At 73.4% G+C, this 20134-nt stretch carries 14 protein-coding genes; 12 read left to right on the plus strand and 2 right to left on the minus strand.

Annotation, left to right across the window (positions count from 1 at the left end; genetic code table 11):
• Positions 1-55 precede the first annotated feature (55 nt).
• From ACQP09_RS25720 to ACQP09_RS25765, 10 genes are all read left to right on the plus strand, one after another.
• Entirely contained in the window at positions 56-3325 is a 3270-nt protein-coding gene (locus ACQP09_RS25720; RefSeq protein WP_433403581.1) for a hypothetical protein, read from the plus strand.
• Positions 3322-4032 carry a DUF4255 domain-containing protein gene (locus ACQP09_RS25725; protein ID WP_433403584.1) on the plus strand — a complete coding sequence of 237 codons (711 nt, stop codon included), beginning with the start codon at positions 3322-3324 and terminating at the stop codon, positions 4030-4032. Before ACQP09_RS25720 ends, ACQP09_RS25725 begins: the two co-directional genes overlap by 4 nt.
• On the plus strand, positions 4029-6161 hold the full coding sequence (locus ACQP09_RS25730) for an ATP-binding protein (protein WP_433403586.1): 2133 nt from the start codon (positions 4029-4031) through the stop codon (positions 6159-6161). The genes ACQP09_RS25725 and ACQP09_RS25730 overlap by 4 nt, the downstream gene beginning before the upstream one ends.
• Positions 6162-6281: 120 nt before the next feature.
• Positions 6282-7052 carry a CoA transferase subunit A gene (locus ACQP09_RS25735; RefSeq protein WP_433403589.1) on the plus strand — a complete coding sequence of 257 codons (771 nt, stop codon included), beginning with the start codon at positions 6282-6284 and terminating at the stop codon, positions 7050-7052.
• A gap of 1 nt (position 7053) precedes the next feature.
• A complete protein-coding gene (locus ACQP09_RS25740) occupies positions 7054-7743 on the plus strand; it encodes a CoA transferase subunit B (RefSeq protein ID WP_433403592.1) in 690 nt (229 codons plus the stop codon).
• Between the two features lie 187 nt (positions 7744-7930).
• A complete protein-coding gene (locus ACQP09_RS25745; RefSeq protein WP_433403594.1) occupies positions 7931-9259 on the plus strand; it encodes an extracellular catalytic domain type 1 short-chain-length polyhydroxyalkanoate depolymerase in 1329 nt (442 codons plus the stop codon).
• 27 nt (positions 9260-9286) lie between these two features.
• A complete protein-coding gene (locus ACQP09_RS25750; protein ID WP_433403597.1) occupies positions 9287-10714 on the plus strand; it encodes a 3-hydroxybutyrate oligomer hydrolase family protein in 1428 nt (475 codons plus the stop codon).
• Between the two features lie 89 nt (positions 10715-10803).
• Entirely contained in the window at positions 10804-11601 is a 798-nt protein-coding gene (locus ACQP09_RS25755; protein WP_433403599.1) for a 3-hydroxybutyrate dehydrogenase, read from the plus strand.
• A 106-nt stretch (positions 11602-11707) separates the two neighbouring features.
• Positions 11708-13108, plus strand: coding sequence for an MFS transporter (locus ACQP09_RS25760; RefSeq protein ID WP_433403602.1), 1401 nt, complete (start codon positions 11708-11710; stop codon positions 13106-13108).
• A 74-nt stretch (positions 13109-13182) separates the two neighbouring features.
• Entirely contained in the window at positions 13183-15087 is a 1905-nt protein-coding gene (locus ACQP09_RS25765; RefSeq protein WP_433403605.1) for a helix-turn-helix domain-containing protein, read from the plus strand.
• A 10-nt stretch (positions 15088-15097) separates the two neighbouring features.
• Here the strand turns inward: ACQP09_RS25765 and ACQP09_RS25770 are convergent, their stop codons facing one another.
• Positions 15098-16309, minus strand: coding sequence for a PEP/pyruvate-binding domain-containing protein (locus tag ACQP09_RS25770; RefSeq protein ID WP_433403608.1), 1212 nt, complete (start codon positions 16307-16309; stop codon positions 15098-15100).
• A gap of 66 nt (positions 16310-16375) precedes the next feature.
• On the opposite strand from ACQP09_RS25770, the gene ACQP09_RS25775 reads away from it, so the two are divergent.
• Positions 16376-17020: a transcriptional regulator gene (locus ACQP09_RS25775; protein ID WP_433403611.1), complete on the plus strand. Its 645-nt coding sequence runs from the start codon at positions 16376-16378 to the stop codon at positions 17018-17020.
• A 171-nt stretch (positions 17021-17191) separates the two neighbouring features.
• Positions 17192-19006: a cytochrome c biogenesis protein DipZ gene (locus ACQP09_RS25780; RefSeq protein ID WP_433403614.1), complete on the plus strand. Its 1815-nt coding sequence runs from the start codon at positions 17192-17194 to the stop codon at positions 19004-19006.
• Positions 19007-19058: 52 nt separating this feature from the next.
• Here the strand turns inward: ACQP09_RS25780 and ACQP09_RS25785 are convergent, their stop codons facing one another.
• Complete coding sequence (locus tag ACQP09_RS25785) at positions 19059-19931, minus strand: DUF4394 domain-containing protein (RefSeq protein ID WP_433403617.1); 873 nt, start codon at positions 19929-19931, stop codon at positions 19059-19061.
• Between the last annotated feature and the right edge of the window lie 203 nt (positions 19932-20134).

Raw genomic sequence — 20134 nt, forward strand, 5'->3', positions numbered from 1 at the left:
CGCGCGGGCGCGATGCTCGACGGTGGAGCGTCATCAACAGACTGTGAGGTGGGCCGTGACCGGCACTGCTGGCCCGGCGAAGCATGCCCGGTGGAGCCGACTGGCGGGCGCGGTGGTGCTGTTGGCGCCGCTGCTGGTGGTCGGATCGGCCGCCGCCCCGCAGGGTTCGGGCGAGGCGGTGGCCGCCGAGGCCGACGCCGACCCGGCGCAGGCCGGGCGGATCGCCTTCGCCGGCACGGAACACCGCAGCCTGGGCCGGGCCAACGCCGAGAAGACCACCGACCCGCTCTTCGGCGACACCGGCCCCACCCACTACGACCAGGACCCCTCCGCGCGCGACGGCGTCCTCGTCTTCACCAGCCTCCGCGACAGCGTGCGGCCGCAGGTGTACGTGCGCGATGCCGACGGGACCGTACGCCGGCTCACCACCGACCGGGACGCGGGCAACCCCGAACTCTCGCCGGACCGCCGTACGGTTGTCTTCGACTCCGCCGAGCCGGGCCCCGGCGGCACCGTGCAGCGCGACCTCTGGGCGGTCGGCGTCGACGGCTCGAACCTGCGGCGGCTCACCGACACCCCGGACAACGAGGAGTCCCCGACCTTCTCGCCGGACGGAACACGCATCGCGTACGCCTGCGACGGCGACGCCACCCGCGGCTGGCAGATCTACGAGCGGGCCTTCGCCGGCGGCGACCAGCGCCGGATCAGCGACGGCCCGCCCGGCGACGCCAAGGACCCGTCCTGGAACCCGGTGGACGACGACACGCACCGGAGCCGGGTCGCGTACACCCACATCACCGACCCCGACCCGCAGAAGGGCTACCGGCTGCGGGTCACCGAGGGCCTCGGCACCGACCGGCCGCTGCTGGCGGGCGGGCACGCGGAGTGGGGCAGTCACTCGGTCTCCTGGCTGCCGAACGGCGACGACGTCCTCTTCCTCAGCCCGTTCCACGTCTGCGGCTGCGACAACTTCGACCACGTCTACCGGGGCCCGGTCTTCTCCGAGCAGACGCCGGACCAGCTGGTCTCCGAGGACCGTGACGTCGCGTCTCCGACCTGGACCGGCAGCGACAGCGGTACGGGCGAGGTCATCGTCTCCCGGATCACCGCCGCCACGGCCAACACCGTCACGCTCCAGGACGTACGCCAGGACGGCTCCGACCCGCGCGACCTCGGCTTCACCATCCTGAACGAGGACCCGGCGGCCCGCACCAACACCGACCCGGCGGCCGACCCGCTCTTCAACCCGGCGGCCGGATTCGACCCGTGGACCGAGCGGCAGAACTACACGCCCGACGGCCGCCGCATCGTCGTGACCCGCTTCGAAGGCCCGGCCGAGGCACGCATCCAGCGCATCTGGATGGTCGACGCCGACGGCACCAACGGCGCCGCCCTGCCGCTCGCCGGTCGCGGCGACCGCGACTGGGACACCGACCCGACCTTCTCGCCCGACGGTACGAAACTGGCGTTCACCCGCACCTCGCCCGGCGGCACCGGCGGGGCGGCCGGTCCGGGCCGCATCCTCATCGCCGACGTGGCCACCGGCGCGATCCTCGACGAGATCCGCCCGCCCGAAGGCCAGCAGCAGGGCGGCGACGCCCAGCCGACCTGGTCCTCCGACGGCGTCAACCTCGCCTTCACCCGTACGCAGGTGATCAACGGCAACGGCGGCAACAAGCACATCTGGACCGTGCCGGTGAACCGGCTCGACCAGCAGCGGGACCTCAGCGCCACCATCTGCCCCGGCGCCTGCGAAGTGATCGACGACAGCCCGGCGTTCTCCCCGGACGGTACGACGGTGGCCTTCAACCGCAAGGACGGCGGCGGCCGGATCAACGAACGCAACGGCGTCATCGTCAAGCCGCTGAGCGGCGGCGGCTGCCGGGTCGTGCTGCCCTCCTCCCAGCGGAACAACCCGCTCGGCTGCGAACTGCCGGTCCCCGACACCACCGGGACCGGCCCGTTCCAGCCGCGCGATGTGGCCTGGTCGCCGGACGGCAGCCGGCTCGTGCTCTCCTCCCGCCGGGAACAGCCGGTCAACTCGATGGAGCAGCTCTCCGTCCTGGACCTCGCCTCGGGTGAGCTGACGCCGCTGGACAACGACCACGCCGGACGCCAGAAGGAACCGAGCTACCAGCAGTCGGTCGACCTCGCCGTGACGGCCCCGCCGACCGGGCCCACCGTGGAGGTCGGCTCCTCCGTCGAGGTGAAGGTCACCGTGGTCAACCACGGCCCGTCGCCGTCCCCCGGCACCGTCTTCACCGCCGATCCTCCGCCCGGCGTACGGCTGGAGGAGCTGACCACCGACGCCGGTACGTGCGGGGCCGCATCGCCGCAGTGCGGCCTCGGTGTCGTGCCGCCCGGCGCGAGCGTCGAGATCACCGCCAAGCTGACCGGCGTCACGCGCGGCGACCAGCCGATCGGCTGGTCCGTCACCGGCACCGTGCTCGACCCGAACCCGACGGACAACGCCACCGGCACCCTCGTCCCCGTCCAGGACGTGCCCCCGCCCACCCCGACCCCCACCCCTCCGACCCCGACGCCTCCCACGCCGACCCCGCCCACCCCCACACCTCCGACCCCCACCCCGGCGCCCCCGACCACCGCGCCCGCACCGCCTCCGCCGCCCGCCCCGCGCCCGCCCGCACCACGCCCCCCGGCCCCGCTGCCGCCCGCGCCCCCGGCCGGTCCCGGCGTCGTCGTCCGGGCCCAGCCCAGCCCCGGCTACGTCGGCGGCAAGGTCGTCGTCACCTACACCGTGCGCAACGGCCGCAACGCCACCGCCACCGGCCTCCGGCTCCAGCTCGGCCTGCCGGGGAACATTCCGTCCGGCCCGCTCCCGGCAGGCTGCACGGGAGGACAGTGCGGGCTGCCCGACCTGGCGCCCGGCGCCTCCACCGTCGTCCGCGTCGTCCTCTCACCGGACCGCGCCCTGCGCACGAGGATCACGGCGACGCTCACCACCACCGGCACGGACGCGGACCGGAACGACAACGTCTCCCGCATCCCGCTGCGCATCCTCCAGCCCCGGATCATCGCGGTCCCGGCCGTCGGCAAGCCCGGCTTCGTCACCTCGGTGCGCGGCAAGGACTTCCCGCCCGGCGCGCCCGTGAAGCTCGACTGGGACCCGGGGATCACGGCGGCCGCGGCGCCGACCCTGCCGAACCCGGACGGCACGTTCATCGCGCAGCTGCTCATCCTGGCGAAGGACCAGACCGGACCGCGCATCATCACGGCCCGGGGCCCCGGCTTCTCCCCGGTCACCACGGACTTCCTCGTGGTGCTCGGCACCATCACGCCGCCGGACGAGGTGATCCGCCGATGATCCACGAAGTCGACGAAGGACTGCGGCTGTTGCTGGTGGACGCCGGGCTCCAGGAGAGCGGCGTCGACCTGGTCTTCGACGCGCCGACGAAGGACTGGTCGGCCCGGCGCAACGCCCCCACCATCAGTGTCTTCCTGCACGGCATCCGCGAGGACGCGGGCAGGCGGCGAACCGGTACGGCCGAGGAGCACGACGAGCACGGCATGGTCACCGGCCGGCGGACCCCGCCGCGCTGGTTCGAGCTGACCTACCTGGTCACCGCCTGGACCAACCGCCCGCAGGACGAACACCGCCTGCTCTCCGAGGTGTTGCGCTGTCTGATGCGCCACGACACGCTGCCCGCATCGATGTTGACCGGCAGCCTCGCCGAACTCGGCCTCACCGTCGAGCTGGAGGCGGCGGGGCCGCGCACCGACGGGCCGTCCGCCTCCGACGTGTGGTCCGCGCTCGGCGGCGAGCTGAAGGCCGCCATCGACCTCCGCGCCCTGGCCCCGCTCGCCGGTGAACGGGCCCCGACCGGACCGCCGGTCACCGAGGGCCTGGTGATGAAGGCCGCACCGGCCGTGGACGGCACGGCGGTCGACGACCCGGGCCGCCGCCTGCGGTACGAGAACGCGGGCGCGGACCTGGCGGCGGAGGGCTTCGCCGCCGAACGGGAGAGACAACTGCCGCCCGGGCGGCGCAGGCGGGGGAGTGCGGCGCGATGACGGCGAGTCTGACGGAGAGCGCGCCGCCGATGGCGGACGTCGAGGTGCTGTGGGAGCGGCTGGCCCGCGTCGAGCAGCGGGTCCGGCACGCGGTGGCGGCCCGCCGCGCCACCGACCCGGAGCCGGACGATCCGTACCGGGGCCAGTACCTCACGCCGGACGCGGTGGACCGGATCCTGGAGTCGCGGGACGCGTTCGCGGCCGTACCTTCGTACGGTGATGTGCCGTACGGTGATGAGCCGTCGTCGTACGTCACCGAGAGCGGCTCCCGGCTCGGCCGACTGGCCCGGAGCTTCGGGCTGGTGGAGCTGGACATCGAGCTGCTGCTGGTCGCCATGGCGCCCGACATCGACGCCCGGTTCGAGCGCCTCTACGGCTACCTCAACGACGACCTGACCCGCCGCCGCCCCGCCATCGGCCTGGCGCTGGAGCTCTGCGGCCTGCCCGCGGCAGGCTCCGGCCGCTTCCGCTTCCAGCCCTCCGCCCCGCTCGTCGCAGGCGGCCTGCTGGAGGTGACGGACCCCGAACGCCCGCTGCTCTCCCGCACGTTGCGCGTACCCGACCGCATCACCGCCCACCTCCTCGGCGACGACGAGCCCGACGGGCGGCTGCGCGGCCTGGCCCACGTGCCCGTACCGGCTGCCGAGCCCGACGACCGTCCCGAGGCCCACCGCATCGCCGCCGCGCTCGCCACCGGCAGCGGCCTGGTGCACCTGCTCGACCGCGGCGGCGACGCCTCCGGCCTGGCCGTCGAGGCGCTCACCGCCGCAGGCCGCCGCCCGCTCGTGGTCGACATCGCGGCCCTCGCGGCGGCCGGAGACCGGACGGCCGAGCTGGTACGGACCCTGGCCGCCGAGGCCCGCCTCACCCACGGCGGCATCGTCCTCGGCCCGCTGGAGGCGCTCGCACCCGAACGCCCGGAAGGCGCCCGCCTGTTGGCCTCGCTCTGTACGGCGGTGAGCGGCACGCCCCTGATCGCGTACGGGAAGAAGAACTGGGACCCGCTCTGGACCCGGGACAGCCCGGTCCCGGTCGCCGTCCTGCCGCCGGGCCCGGCGGGCGCGGCACGCCAGTGGCGCCAGGCGCTCACCGAGGCCGCCAGGTCCGTCGGGCTGCCGGACGCACAGGCGAGCGCCGACGACCACCTCATCGAGGCCACCGCCTCCTACCGGCTCGACTCCGACCAGCTGCGCAAGGCCGCCACCGTCGCCTCCCGGCTGGCGCTCCTGGAACAGCGCCCGGTCCACCCGGACGACCTGCGCGCGGCGGTCCGCGCCCAGAACGGCGCCGGGCTCGAACGGCTCGCCCGCCGCATCGAACCCGCCGTCGGCTGGGACGACCTGGTCCTGCCCCCGGCCACCCGCACCCAGCTCACCGAACTCGCCCTCCGCGCCCGCCACCGCGAACAGGTGCTCGGCCAGTGGGGGATGCGGCCGGGCGGCGGCCGGGGGCGCGGGGTCATCGCGCTGTTCGCGGGCGAGTCCGGCACCGGCAAGACCATGTCGGCCGAGGTGATCGCCCGCGAACTGGGCATGGAGCTCTACGTGGTGGACCTCTCCACCGTGGTGGACAAGTACATCGGCGAGACCGAGAAGAACCTGGAACGGATCTTCGTCGAGGCCTCCGACGTCAACGGCATCCTGCTCTTCGACGAGGCCGACGCGATCTTCGGCAAGCGGTCGCAGGTCAAGGACGCCCATGACAAGCACGCCAACGTGGAGTCGGCGTACCTCCTCCAGCGCATGGAGTCCTTCGACGGGATCGCCGTGCTCACCACCAACCTCCGGGCCAACCTGGACGAGGCGTTCACCCGCCGCCTGGACGTGATCGCGGAGTTCCCGATCCCGGACGCCGAACAGCGCCTCGCCCTCTGGGACCGCTGCCTGGGCACCGCGATCCCGCGCGATCCGGCGCTGGACCTGGAGTTCTGCGCGAACCGCTTCGAGCTGGCGGGCGGCTCGATCCGGGCCTGCGCGGTGACCGCCGCCTACCTCGCCGCCGAGTCGCGGGCTCCGCTGACCATGGACCAGCTCGTCACGGCGGTGCTCCAGGAGTACCGCAAGCTGGGCCGGCTGGTGCTGGAGAGCGAGTTCGGGCCATGGCTGGCGAAGGAGCGGCACGGGCGGTAGGGCCTCGCGTGGTCCGTCACCACCTGGGCCGGTGGCGAAGTGTGGGCGGACGCCATCGCCGTACGCCGTCCTCCGTTCCTAGTCTCGTCGCAGTCGATGCGGCGGGGAGAGGACGGACGGATGAGTGTGGACAAGGTGGTCGCCGACCCGGCGGACGCGGTCGCGGACGTGGCGGCCGGAGCGTCGCTGGCGGTCGGCGGATTCGGTCTCTGCGGTATCCCCGGAGTGCTGATCCACGCCCTGCTGGAGCGGGGCGCGGGCGGACTGCGGGTGGTGTCCAACAACTGCGGGGTGGACGACTGGGGCCTCGGCCTGCTGCTGCGGGCCGGGCTGATCGCCCGGATGACCAGCTCGTACGTCGGGGAGAACAAGGAGTTCGCCCGGCAGTACCTCCAAGGCGAACTGGAGGTGGAGCTGGTCCCGCAAGGCACGTTGGCGGAACGGCTGCGGGCCGGCGGCTCCGGCATCCCGGCCTTCTACACCCCGGCCGGCGCGGGCACCTGGATCGAGGAGGGCGGACTGCCCTGGCGGTACGGAGCCGACGGCTCGGTCGCCGTCGCCTCACCGCCCAAGGAGACGCGGGTCTTCGACGGCCGGGACCACCTCCTGGAGCAAGGCATCACCACCGACTTCGCGCTGGTCAGAGCCGCCGTCGGCGACCGGCACGGCAACCTCCGCTTCCACTCCTCCGCCCGCAACTTCAACCCGCTCGCCGCGATGGCCGGACGTATCACGGTCGCGGAGGTGGAGGAGCTGGTGGAGCCCGGCGAACTCGGCCCCGACGACATCCATCTGCCCGGAATCTTCGTCCAGCGGGTCGTTCCCGTCGCCCCTGGTGACCCGCGCGCCGAGAAGCGCGTCGAGCGCCGGACCGTACGCGTGGAGGCCTGACATGGCACTGACCCGTGAACAGCTGGCGGCCCGCGCCGCACGGGAGCTGACCGACGGCAGTTACGTCAACCTGGGCATCGGCCTGCCGACGCTGATCCCGAACTACCTGCCCGAGGACGTGGAGGTGGTGATCCAGTCGGAGAACGGCCTGCTCGGCGTCGGCCCGTACCCAGGGGAGTCCGAGGTCGAGCCCGATCTGATCAACGCGGGCAAGGAGACCGTGACGTTGCGGCCCGGCGCCTCGTGTGTCGACTCCGCGCTCTCCTTCGGGATGATCCGGGGCGGCCACATCGACGTGGCGGTGCTCGGAGCCATGCAGGTCTCGGCCACCGGGGACCTGGCGAACTGGATGATCCCGGGCAAGATGGTCAAGGGGATGGGCGGGGCCATGGATCTCGTCCACGGCGCCCGGCACGTGATCGTGGTGACGGAACACACCGCGCGCGACGGTTCGCCGAAGCTGCTGGCGGAGTGCGCGCTGCCGCTGACCGGCCGGGGCGTGGTGCACCAAGTCATCACGGATCTCGCGGTGTTGGACATCACCGCCGAGGGATTCGTGCTGCGGGAGGTGGCGGCCGGGGTCACGGTGGACGAGGTCCGGGCGGCCACGGGCGCGGAGGTGACCGTACGGCCGGACGTACGCGTGCAGCAGCGGGACGTACGCGTGCAGCAGCAGGGCGTACGCGTGTAGCAGCGGGACGCGCGCTCCCGCAACGGGTGGCGGCGCCTCGTTCCGGGCCGGGTTGTGGCGCGCACCGCCATTACCCGGCCCGCCGCGCGCTTCCTACGGTGACGGACCTCGGAGGCTCTGCGGGAGCGGGCCGCCGGGGCCACGGGATCACGGGCGATTCCGTGCCACCGCCCCACGGGAGGTCACGTTGCCGTACGTCACGCCATCGCATCCGGCACCACCACGCAGGCCGCAAGGCCGCCGGAGTCGCCTCTTCGCCGCGCTCGCCGCTGCCGTCACGCTCGCCACCGGAGCCGCGCTGCTCAGCCCCGCCACGGAGGCCCGCGCCGCCGTCGCGCCGGCCGCCGAGGCACAGGCGGCGGCCGCCCCGAGCGCCGCCGCCGCGCTCGAACGCGTCGCGAACTTCGGCGCCAACCCCGGCGCCCTCACCATGTACGTCCACCGCCCCGCCGCTCTCCCCGTCAAGGCCCCCGTCGTCGTCGCCCTGCACGGCTGCACCCAGAGCGCCCAGCTCTACGCCGACAACTCCGGGCTCAACACCTTCGCCGACCGGCACGGCTTCCTGGTCGTCTACGCGGAGACCACGACGGCCAACAACGCCAACAAGTGCTTCAACTGGTTCCAGCCGGGCGACACCAGGCGGGGCCAGGGCGAGGCCGCCTCGATCCGGCAGATGGTCGCCCACGCCACCACCGCGTACGGCACCGACCCGGCCAAGGCCCACGTCACCGGTCTCTCGGCGGGTGGGGCGATGACGGCGGTGCTGCTCGCCGCCTACCCGGAGGTGTTCGCCGCCGGTGCGGTGGTCGCCGGAATCCCGTACGGCTGCGGGGTCGACGTCGTCTCCGCGTTCAGCTGCATGAGCCCCGGGGCCGACCGCACCCCGGCCGCCTGGTCACAGGCCGTACGCGACGCGCACCCCGGCTACGCCGGACCGTGGCCCAGGGTCGCGATCTGGCACGGCGACAACGACGCGACCGTCGCCCCGAGGAACGCCGACGAGCTGCGCGACCAATGGACGGCGGTCCACGGCCTCGGCCAGACCCCGTCCCGTACCTCCACGCTCGGCCCGAACAACACGCGCAGGAGCGAGTACGTCACGGCAGGCGGCCGGACCGCCGTCGAGGTCAACAAGGTGCCCGGCATCGGCCACGGCACCCCGGTCGCGCCGGGCACCGGCCCGCAGCAGTGCGGCGCCACCGGCACCCAGCACTTCATCGCGTCGATCTGCTCCAGCTACTGGATCACCACGTTCTTCGGCCTGGACGGCACGACGACCGAGCCGCCCACCGAGCCGCCGGTCGACCCGCCCACGGACCCGCCTACCGAGCCCGCCGCCTGCTGGACCGCCAGCAATTACGAGCACGTCCGCGCGGGCCGCGCCACCACCACCGGCGGCTACGCCTACGCGAAGGGCTCCGGCCAGAACCTCGGCCTCTACAACACGTTCGTGACCCGCACGCTCAAGGAGTCCCCGCCGGGCCACTACACCATCGCCACCGGCTCCTGCCCCTGATCCGCCACCCCGACGGAGGCCCAAAACATGCCAGTTGACCCACCATCCAACCGCCGTCGGTGGCTCCGCCCCGCCGCCCTCGCCGCAGCCGCCCTGACCGCCTGGACCGCCGCCCCGGCCACCGCCGCACCCTTGCCGCCGGACACCGCCCGACCTGCCCTCTGCTCCCGTACCGACACGCTCAAGGTCCCGGGTGCGGAACACCAACAGCTCTCCTGCCTCACCGAGTTGACCACCGCCGGCACCGTCGCCTCCGGCCACACCGACCCCGCCGACTGGGCGGGCCTCACCCCGGCAGGGCTGGCCACCCCCACCGGCGTCCCCGGCATCCAGATCGACGGATACTTCCCGGACTCCTCCACCACCAACACCAACCACGGCTGGAACCACGACTCCCAGTTCGTCATCCGCCTCCCCGACCGCTGGAACGGCGGCCTGGTCGTCTCCGGCGCGCCCGGCGTGCGCGAGCAGTACGCCAACGACCGGGCCTTCGGCGACTGGGCGGTGGCCAACGGCTACGCGTTCGCCGCCACCGACAAGGGCGCGACCTCCGCCGCCTTCCACCGCGACGGCAGGACCCCCGGCGACGCGCTGGCCGAAGGCAACCACCGCGTCACCCAGCTCACCCGCGCGGCCCGCCAGGTCGTCGCCCGCCGCTACGACCGCCCGCCCGCGCGCACCCTGGCGATGGGCATGTCCAACGGCGGCTACCTGGTGCGCTGGCAGCTGGAGAACCACCCCGAGCTGTACGACGGCGGGGTGGACTGGGAAGGCACGCTCTGGCGCACCGAGGGACCGAACCTCCTCACCTTCCTGCCGCCCGCGCTCCGGCACTATCCGGCGTACGCGGCCGGAGGCGCGGGCGCAGAGCAGGCGCACCGGGCGCTGACGGACGCGGGCTTCCCGGCCGGTTCGGAGTTCCTCTGGCCCTTCCACCACCAGTACTACTGGGACCTCACCCAGCGCATCTACCGCGAGGAGCTGGACCCGGGGTTCGACGGGGCGACGGAGGCCGGGACACCGTTCTGCGCGCCCGGGACCCCGGCCTGCGACGCCGACTACGTCTACGTTGACCGGCCGAAGGAGGTCCGGAAAGCCGTCGCGAAGATCGCGCTGACCGGCCGGATCGGCAAACCGCTGATCACCTTCCACGGCACCTACGACGTGCTTCTGCCGATCTCCCGCAGCTCGGACGTCTACGCGCAGCTGGTGAAGCGCGAGGGGCGCGGCCACCTCCACCGGTACTACCGCGTCGAGGCCGGCACGCACGTGGACTCGCTCGCCGACGCCTTCCCCGGCCAGGTGCGGCCCCTGGTGCCGTGCCACCGGTCGGCGGCGACCGCGCTGGAACGCTGGCTGGACCACGGCGTACGGCCGCCGTCCAGCCGCACGCTGAAGCTGCCGTCCGACGCGAGCCCCGAGAAGCTGCTCACGTACTGCCCGCTGAACGGCTAGACAGTGGTGGCGGCCGCCACACCGGCCGCCTCCACTGTGGGGGTCCGTGCCATGGGATGTCCGGCCGGGTGTCTCTAGCGTTTCCGGCCATGACGAGCCAATTTCACGCAGCGCCCGGTCCCTCGGCCCAGGCGGCCGGAGCCGTGGACCTCAGCGGGCGCACCGCCCTGGTCACCGGTGGCGCCAGCGGCATCGGACGGGCCACCGCCGAGGCGCTCGCCGCGGCCGGGGCCCTCGTGCACGTGGCCGACCGCGACGCCGACGCCGCCAAGGCCGTCGCCGCCGCGACCGGCGGAGTGGCCCATGTCGTGGACCTCGCCGACGCGGAGGCGGTCGGCGCGCTGCCGAGGGCCGTGGACATCCTGGTCAACAACGCCGGGCTCCAGCACGTGGCGCCGATCGAGGACTTCCCGCCGGACCGGTTCGAGCTGATCCAGAAGGTGATGCTGACCGCGCCGTTCCTCCTGATGCGCCACTGCCTGCCGCACATGTACGCGGGCGGGTGGGGCCGGCTGGTCAACGTCTCCAGCATGCACGGCCTGCGGGCCAGCCCCTTCAAGTCCGCGTACGTCGCCGCCAAGCACGGCCTGGAGGGGCTGAGCAAGGTGGCCGCGCTGGAAGGCGCACCGCACGGGGTCACCAGCAACTGCGTCGACCCCGGTTACGTACGGACTCCGCTGGTCGAGGGCCAGATCGCCGCCCAGGCCGCCGCGCACGGCATCCCGTCGGACGAGGTCGTCGCCGACGTCCTGCTGGACCGGTCCGCGATCAAGCGGCTGATCGAGCCCGAGGAGGTGGCCGCCGTCTGCGTCTGGCTCTGCGGCCCGCACACCTCGTACATCACCGGCGCCTCCCTCCCCGTCGACGGAGGCTGGGGCGCCCGCTGAACCCCACACCCGGCACCCATCGAGGCCGGGTGCACCACCTGCTCCACCCCGCCCCACCCGCACCCCCGTCCCTGCCCCACCTGTCAACGAAACGCGGTGACTCACCATGGGCTCCCCAGCCTCCGCCCAGCCCTCCGCTCCGCCCGCCACCAGCCGCATCGGCCGGATCGTCGCGGCCAGCCTCGTCGGCACCACCATCGAGTGGTACGACTTCTTCCTCTACGGCTCGGCCGCCGCGCTCGTCTTCAACACGCTGTTCTTCCCCAGCAGCGACCCGCTCGTCGGCACGCTCCTGGCCTTCCTGACGTACGCGGTCGGCTTCGCCGCCCGGCCGCTCGGCGGTGTCGTCTTCGGCCACTACGGCGACAAGATCGGCCGCAAGAAGCTCCTGGTGATCAGCCTGCTCATGATGGGCGGCGCCACCTTCCTCATGGGCCTGCTGCCCACCCACGCCAGCATCGGCGTCTGGGCGCCGATCCTGCTCACCGTGCTGCGCCTGGTCCAGGGCTTCGCGCTCGGCGGCGAGTGGGGCGGGGCCGTCCTCCTCGTCTCCGAACACGGCGGCGACCAGCGGCGCGGCTTCTGGGCCTCCTGGCCGCAGGCCGGAGCGCCCGGCGGCAACCTGCTCGCCACCGGTGTCCTCGCGCTGCTCGCCGCCGTCCAGTCCGACGAGGCCTTCCTCGCCTGGGGCTGGCGCATCCCGTTCCTGCTCTCCGGTGTCCTCGTGATGCTCGGCCTCTGGATCCGGATCTCCGTCGAGGAGTCCCCGGTCTTCCTGGAGGCGCAGAAGAAGGCGCAGGAGCAGGCGGCGGCGGGCGTCAAGGAGCAGCCGCCGGTCGTCGAGGTGTTCCGCAGGAGCTGGCGTGAGGTGCTCCTCGCCATCGGCACCCGGTTCGGCGAGAACATCTCGTACTACATCCTCACCGCGTTCCTCCTCGTCTACGTGACCGTGCACCTGGAGCTGTCCAAGAGCGACGCGCTGAACGCCGTACTGATCGGCTCGGCGGTCCACTTCGTCACCATCCCGCTGTGGGGCGCGCTCTCCGACCGGCTCGGCCGCCGGCCCGTCACGCTGATCGGCGCTCTCGGCATGGCGGTCTGGGCCTTCGGCTTCTTCGCGCTGCTGGACACCAAGTCCTTCCCGGTGATCGTCCTCTCGGTCACCGTCGGCCTGCTGCTGCACGGCGCGATGTACGGGCCGCAGGCGGCCTTCATCTCCGAGATGTTCGACACGAAGGTCCGCTACTCCGGCGCCTCCATGGGCTCCCAGCTCGCCTCGATCATCGGCGGCGCGCTCGCCCCGCTCATCGCGGTCGAGCTGCTCAAGGACTACCGCTCGTCCGTCCCGATCTCGGTCTACCTCTGCTTCGCCGCGCTGGTCACGGCGGTGACGGTGTGGATCGCGAAGGAGACCCGGGGCCGCGACCTGGCTAAGGACGGCCTGGAGGACTCGGTTCCGGCGGCGCCGGCCGCCACCGTCAAGGACTCGGTCCCGCTCGGCCGCTGACCTCATCCTCCTCCCGCGCGCCCGGCTGCCCGGAGCGCGCGGGAGAGGCCGTCCCTCCCGGAGGTGATCACCGTATGCTCACCGGCGTGACAGCCCCCGGACCCCAGCACTCCGCGGCCGCCCTGCGCCGGCTGCTCGACCTGCTGGCGCAGGGCGCGGCGGCCGAGGAGTTCGACCGGCCCGCCGCCACCGCCCGGGAGGCGGGCGCGCCCGCCTCCGAACTGGCCGAGATCACCGAGGCCACCACCGTGGCGCTGCGCATCCGGCGCACCCTCAGCCAGCACCGGGTCCGCGAGGCTCAGCTCACCGCCCTCTTCGACACGGCCAGCGACCTCGCGGCCCTGCGCGATCTGGACGCCGTCCTGCGGGCCATCGTCCACCGGGCCAAACTCCTGCTCGGCACCGACGTCACCTACCTCTCCCTCAACGACGACGCGGCGGGCGACACCTATATGCGGGTCACCGACGGCTCGGTCGCCGAGGCGTTCCAGAAGGTGCGGCTCGGCATGGGGGAGGGGCTCGGCGGCCTCGTGGCCCAGACGGCCCGGCCTTACGCGACCGGCGACTACGGCGCCGACACCCGCTTCCACCACACCGGCACCATCGACAGCGCCGTCGCGGACGAGGGGCTGCGCGCGATCCTCGGCGTACCGCTGCGGCTCGGCAGCCGCATCATCGGCGTCCTGTACGCGGCCGACCGCGCACCCCGCGAGTTCACGGCCGGTGAGGTGGCGCTGCTCTCCTCGCTGGCCGACCACGCCGCCATCGCCATCGACGGGGCCCGGCTGCTGGAGGAGACCCGGGCCGCGCTCGTCGACCTCAACGCCGCCTCGGAGACCATCCGCACCCACAGCGAGGCGATGCGCCGGGCCGAGGAGGCCCACGACCAGCTCACCGACCTGGTGCTGCGCGGCGGCGGCGCCGACGACGTGGCCGCCGCCCTCGCCGACATCCTGGACGGCGGCATCCTCATCCACGACGCGGACGGCGCCGAACTCGCCCGCGCCCGCACCGAACCGCAGCCCCCGCCCACCCCGGCGGTCGCCACCTCCCGGGCGCGGGGCCGGGCCGTCCCGCTCAACGGCACCTGGGTCTGCGCGGTCCTCGCCGGACCCGAACTCCTCGGCTCCATCGCCCTGACCGGCCGGGCGGGCCTGGCGGACGCGGACCGGCTGCTGTTCGAGCGGGCCAGCGTGGTGACCGCACTCCTGATGCTGCTGCGCCGCTCGGTCGCCGAGACGGAGGACCGGGTACGCGGTGAGCTGCTCGGCGACCTGCTCTCGCGCACCGGCGACCCGGGCACGCTGACCGCTCGGGCGCGCCGCCTCGGCGTCGACCTGGGCCGCCTGCACAGCGTGTTCGTGGCCCACAGCGAGGTGGCGCCGCGCCACCGCCTGCTGGCCGCCGCCGCGCGCAGCGCCCAGACCCGCAACGGCCTCGCCGGCCTCCACCACGACCACGTCGTCCTGGTGGCCCCCTCCGACACTCCGGGCCCCGACGCCCAGACGCTCGCCGCCGAACTGACCCAGGCGGCCGGCTGCCCGGTCACCGTCGGCGCGGCCGGCCCCGCCACCGGCCCGGCCGAACTCCCCGGCGCCCACGACGAGGCGGCCCGCTGCCTCTCCGCGCTGCGCGCCCTCGGCCACACCGGGAGCGGCGGGGCGACGGCGGATCTGGGGTTCATCGGCGTACTCCTCGGTGACCAGGCCGACTTGACCGGGTACGTACGCCGGACGCTCGGCCCCGTGCTCGACTACGACGAGGTGCGCTCCACCGACCTGGTCGCCACCTTGGACGCGTACTTCGGGCAAGGCGCGAGCCTCACCCGCACCAAGACCCTGCTCCACGTCCACGTGAACACGGTGGTCCAGCGGCTGGAACGCATCGGCCGCCTGCTCGGCCCGGACTGGAACGAGCCGCCGCGCACGCTGGAGATCCAACTGGCGCTGCGGCTGCACCGCTTGGCCCAGGGCCTGTGAGCCGGTCCCGTCACCCCCGCCCGACCACCTCCACCCGGCCCGTACCCCCGTCCACCTCGACCATCGCTCCGTCGGTCAGGGTCTCCGTCGCGTCCGCCACCGCCAGGACGGCCGGCAGCCCCAGCTCCCGGGCCACGATCGCGGCATGGGAGAGCAGGCCGCCGGTCTCGGTGACGACCGCGGCGACGATCCCGAACAGCGGGGTCCACGCCGGGTCCGTGGTCCGGCACACCAGGACGTCCCCGGCCCGCACCCGGCCGAAATCACCGGGGCCGCGCACCACACGGGCCGGACCGGTGGCGACCCCGGCACTCCCGGGTGTACCCGTACGGAAGCCACGCTCCCCGGTGCTGTCAGCAGCCCCCACCACCCCGCCGGGAAGAGCACCGGTCACCGGCCGGGCCTGGAGGAGCCAGATCCGGGAGCCGGCGATCGCCCACTCGATGTCCTGCTCCCCGCCCAGCAGCCCGGCCGTCCGGCGCCCCAGCTCCGCGAGCCGGAACACCTCCTCGTCGGTCAGGCAGAACCGCTCCCGGTCGGCCGGTTCCACCTCGCGGGTGACCACCCCGGTACCGCCCCGGTCGACCCGCGTGCACTTCGTGCCGAGCGCCCGCCGGGTGACCGTCGGACCGGAGACCGTCCAGGAGTCCGGCGTGACCCGGCCCCCGACGACGCTCTCGCCCAGCCCCCAGGACCCCTCCAGCCGGACCTCGGCACCACCACCGGCACCGGCGAACATCACCCCCGCCGCATCCGCCGCCACCAGCCGCTGCACCAGGACCGCGATGCCGGGCGGCACCGCGTCCGGCTGCCTGCGCCGGTACGCCACCGCCCGCTCGGACCACAGCGAGGCCCAGCACCCGCGCACCGCGTCGGCCACCTCGCGCGCGCCGCTGACGCCCAGGAACGTGTCGTGCTGCCCGGCGGCGCTGGCGGTGGCGGTGTCCTCGCCGGTCCCCGACGAACGTACGGCGACGGGCCCGCCCCCGGCGGCGCGCACCAGCGCCCCGGCGATCTCACCGGTCAGCGCGGCGGAGGGCCCGGGCAGATCCCGTACGGCTGCGGGGTCCGAGAAGTCCAGGCCGCCGGCCGCCTCCTCGTACGCGGCGACCGGCACCACGAACCCGGGCGGCACCGGCAGACCCGCCGCGAGCAGCCGGGCCAGTACCGCGGCCTTTCCTTCCGACGTCCCGTACTCCGCGTCGGCCAGATCGATCAGCAACGTGTCCCCTTCCTCCCGCACACGCCGCGTTGACGCGGACGTGCCGGATCCTGAATGCTCCTCGCCATGGCGCACACCTCTTCCCCGAACCTGCTGGTCCTGCACGCCGTACGGGTCACCGGTTTCGCCGATGACGCGGCGGTGTCCCGGCGTACCGGCATCGACCAGGACACGGTCGGCGAACTGCTACCGGACTTCGAAGCGTACGGCTGGGTGACGCACACCGCGTTCGCCGGAACCGGCGGCTGGTCCCTCACCGAGCGCGGCCGCGCCGAGGACACCCGTCAACTGGCGCGCGAACTGGAGGAGACCGGCGCGCGCCCCGCCGTCGAGCAGGCGCACCAGGCGTTCGAGATCCTGAACGGACGGCTCGTACGGGCCTGCACCGACTGGCAGTTGCGGCCCACCGAGGACGACCGGCTGGCGACCAACGACCACGGCGACCCGGCGTGGGACGCCCGTGTGCTCGGCGAACTCACCTCCCTCAGCGAAGAGTTGGCTGTTCTCGTCCGCGGTCTGGCCGACCCGCTGACCCGGTTCGGCGGCTACGACGAGCGGTTCGCCACCGCGCTGGCCCGCGCCCGGGCGGGGGAGGACCGGTGGGTGGCGGGCGTCGGCGTGCCGTCGTGTCACGCGGTCTGGATGGAGCTCCACGAGGACCTGCTGTCGACGCTCGGCATCCCCCGGGGCACCACCCAGGAAAGCCCGTAGGCCCGGCCGGGTGAGGGCTCGCATCTGCCAGCCAAATGGGCTTACCGGCTCACGAAAGCGAACCTCGCCCACCATCCGCACCTCCCTCCGGCCAATCCGAACCTCCCGCCGCGACGAATAGCAGGTGGAGGAGGAGCGGGCCATCCGCACTCCGGACGGAAGGTGACCGGCATGCTCACGTTGGCCTTGATCGGGTTGCTGGGAGGGCTGATCACCGCGGTGTCGCCCTGCATCCTGCCGGTCCTCCCCGTGGTGTTCCTGGCGGGCGGAACCGGCGGCAAGGAGGATGACCGGACGAAGCCCGGAGCCGCGACCGAAGGGCCGGACGCGCCCTCGCCGCACGGCGGCACCGCGGTACTCACCGCACCCGCCCCGGCCGCACCCGCCCCGGACGCGGCCGGACGCCCGCCGCGCACGCGAAACCGCCGCCCGTACGCCGTCGTCGCCGGACTGGTCGTCAGCTTCGCCTTCTTCACGCTGCTCGGCGTCACGATCATCTCCGCCCTCGGCCTGCCGCAGGACATCCTGCGCTACATCGGCCTGGGCCTGCTCGTGCTCATCGGGCTCGGCCTGATCCTCCCGCCCGTCGAACGGATCCTGGAGAAGCCCTTCGCCCGCATCCCGCAGCGCCAGGTCAACAAGGAGGGCGGCGCCTTCGCCCTGGGCCTGGGCCTCGGCCTGCTGTACGTGCCCTGCGCCGGTCCTGTCCTCGCCGCGATCACCGTCGCCGGGGCGCGGGGCGAGATCAGCGCCGACATCGTGGTGCTGACCCTCTCCTTCGCCGTCGGCACCGCCGTACCCCTCCTGGCGTTCGCGCTGGCCGGACGCAGGGTCGCCGAACGGGTCGCCGCGTTCCGCAAGCGCGCCCGGGTGCTCCGCGTCATCGCCGGGTCGCTGATGATCGTCCTCGCCCTCGGCCTCGCCTTCGACGTCACCGCCGCCATCCAGCGGGCCCTGCCGGACTACACCTCCGGCGTGCAGAAGAAGATCGAGGACAGCGACGCCGCCCGGCAGCAGCTCTCCGGCCTCTACGACGACTCCAACAAGGAGCTGTCCCGCTGCGAGGACGGCGCCGACGAGCTCCGCTCCTGCGGGCAGGCCCCGCCGCTCGAAGGCATCGACGGCTGGCTCAACACGCCCGGCAACCGGCCCGTCGACCTCAAGAGCCTGCGTGGCAAGGTGACCCTGATCGACTTCTGGACGTACTCCTGCATCAACTGCCAGCGCGCGGTGCCCCATCTGCAGGACTGGGAGCGCGCCTACGAGGACGCCGGACTGCGCATCATCGGCGTCCACTCCCCGGAGTTCGCCTTCGAGAAGAAGCGTGGCAACGTCGTCTCCGGCGCCGAGAAGCTCGGCGTGACCTGGCCCGTCGCGCTCGACAACGACCTCGCCACCTGGGACAACTACCGCAACCGCTTCTGGCCCGCCAAGTACCTCATCGACGCCGAAGGCACCGTCCGCTACTTCAAGTTCGGCGAAGGCGAGTACGACAAGACCGAGAAGATGATCCGCGAGCTGCTCCGCCAGGCCGACCCCACCGTCACCCTCCCCGAGCCGACCGGCCGCGCCATGGACGACCTGACCACCGGCCGGACCCCCGAGACCTACCTCAGCAACCTGCGCATCCGCGGCTACACCGGCACCCCGCTGGTCGACGACAAGCCCGCCGTCTACCGCTTCCCCCGAGAGCCCCTGGCCCTCGACAAGCTCTCACTGGACGGCACCTGGACTGCCGGTTACGAGCACTTCACCGCCGGACCCGACGCCCGCCTCGCCATCACCTACCGCGCGAAGAACGCCAACCTCGTCCTGGCCGGCACCGGAAAGGTCACCGTCGTCGTGGACGGCAAGGCCACCAGGACGATCGACGTCTCCGGATCCCCGACGCTGTACCGCCTGACCGATGACAAGGACCCGCGCACCGCCCGGCTCGAACTCCGCCTCGACGAGGGCCTGCAGGCGTACGCCTTCACCTTCGGGTAGAGCCGGTGGGCCGCCGGGAGATCCGACGGCCCACCGCACAGCGGGCTGTGGCTCAGTGCTGGTCGAGAGGCAGGGCGAGGTCGGTGACCTGGTGGGCCCGGGGGAAGGCGCCGAGGTCGCGGGCGGCGCCGGTGAGCACGTCGACCCCGTACAGCCGGGCGGCACCGGCGGTGTTGAGGGTGGCGAAGCCGTGGTTGGTGCCGTGCTTCGGGGAGAAGTAGATGTCGAATCCGGCGTCCGGCCCCGCGTCCACACCGAGGTTCCCGGTCGGGGCGAGGGTGCCGGCGTTGGCGGGCGACTGGAGGGAGACCCGGTCGGCGAGGGTGTCGATGTCGAACAGGGTGGTCGCGGTGGCGGCGTTCAGGTCGTTGTTGGTGTAGGCGGCCCCGGTGACGCCCAGGGCGGTGGAGGGCGGCATGGTGGGGTTGGTGAGAGTGCCGTCGGCGATGGTGCCGAGAGGGGCGGCGCCGTCGTCGATGTTGTGCCGCAGGTTCTGCCCGGTGTCGCTGATGACGCGGAGCCGGTTGGCGGCCGGGTTGAAGTCGACGCCGAACCGCTTGCCGGAGAGGGCGACGGTGAGCTGGGAGACCTTCCGGGCCCGGGCGTCGGAGGTGCCGAGGGTGTAGACGCCGCCCTTGTCGCCGACGCCGTACAGCTTCCCGTTCTGGACGCGGAAGTCGATCCCGACGACCTTGGTGTCCCCGCGCAGCCCGGACACCTTCCCGATGGCCGAGGTCCCGGCGGGCCGGTCGACCCCGAACGCGACCAGCCGCTGGTCGGAGGTCAGCCCGACAGCGGTGAGCGCCTTGTGCCCGCGGTGGTCCATGGCGGGCCCGCCATGGCCGTCGGCGGACGCCAGCGCCGGAACGGACAGGGCGGCGGCCACGGCGACCGAGACGGCGACGACGGTTCTACGCGTACGCATGATGCTCCTGGAGAAGTGCGGTGTACCGCCCACGGCCGCGGGCGGCTTCGCGACGGGTTCGGAGCACAGGGGCGCACGGATGGGTGGAAACCGGGAAACTCACCTCATTGGAGTCATCGGCCGGGAAGGAGCCGGGCTCGCGCCGGGCGGTCCGGCCACCGCGCCGGTGCGGTGGCCGGACCGGGAGGGTGCGCGCACCGGTT

It is taken from the genome of Streptomyces sp. CA-146814, assembly GCF_050942385.1.
Classification (GTDB): Bacteria; Actinomycetota; Actinomycetes; order Streptomycetales; family Streptomycetaceae; genus Streptomyces.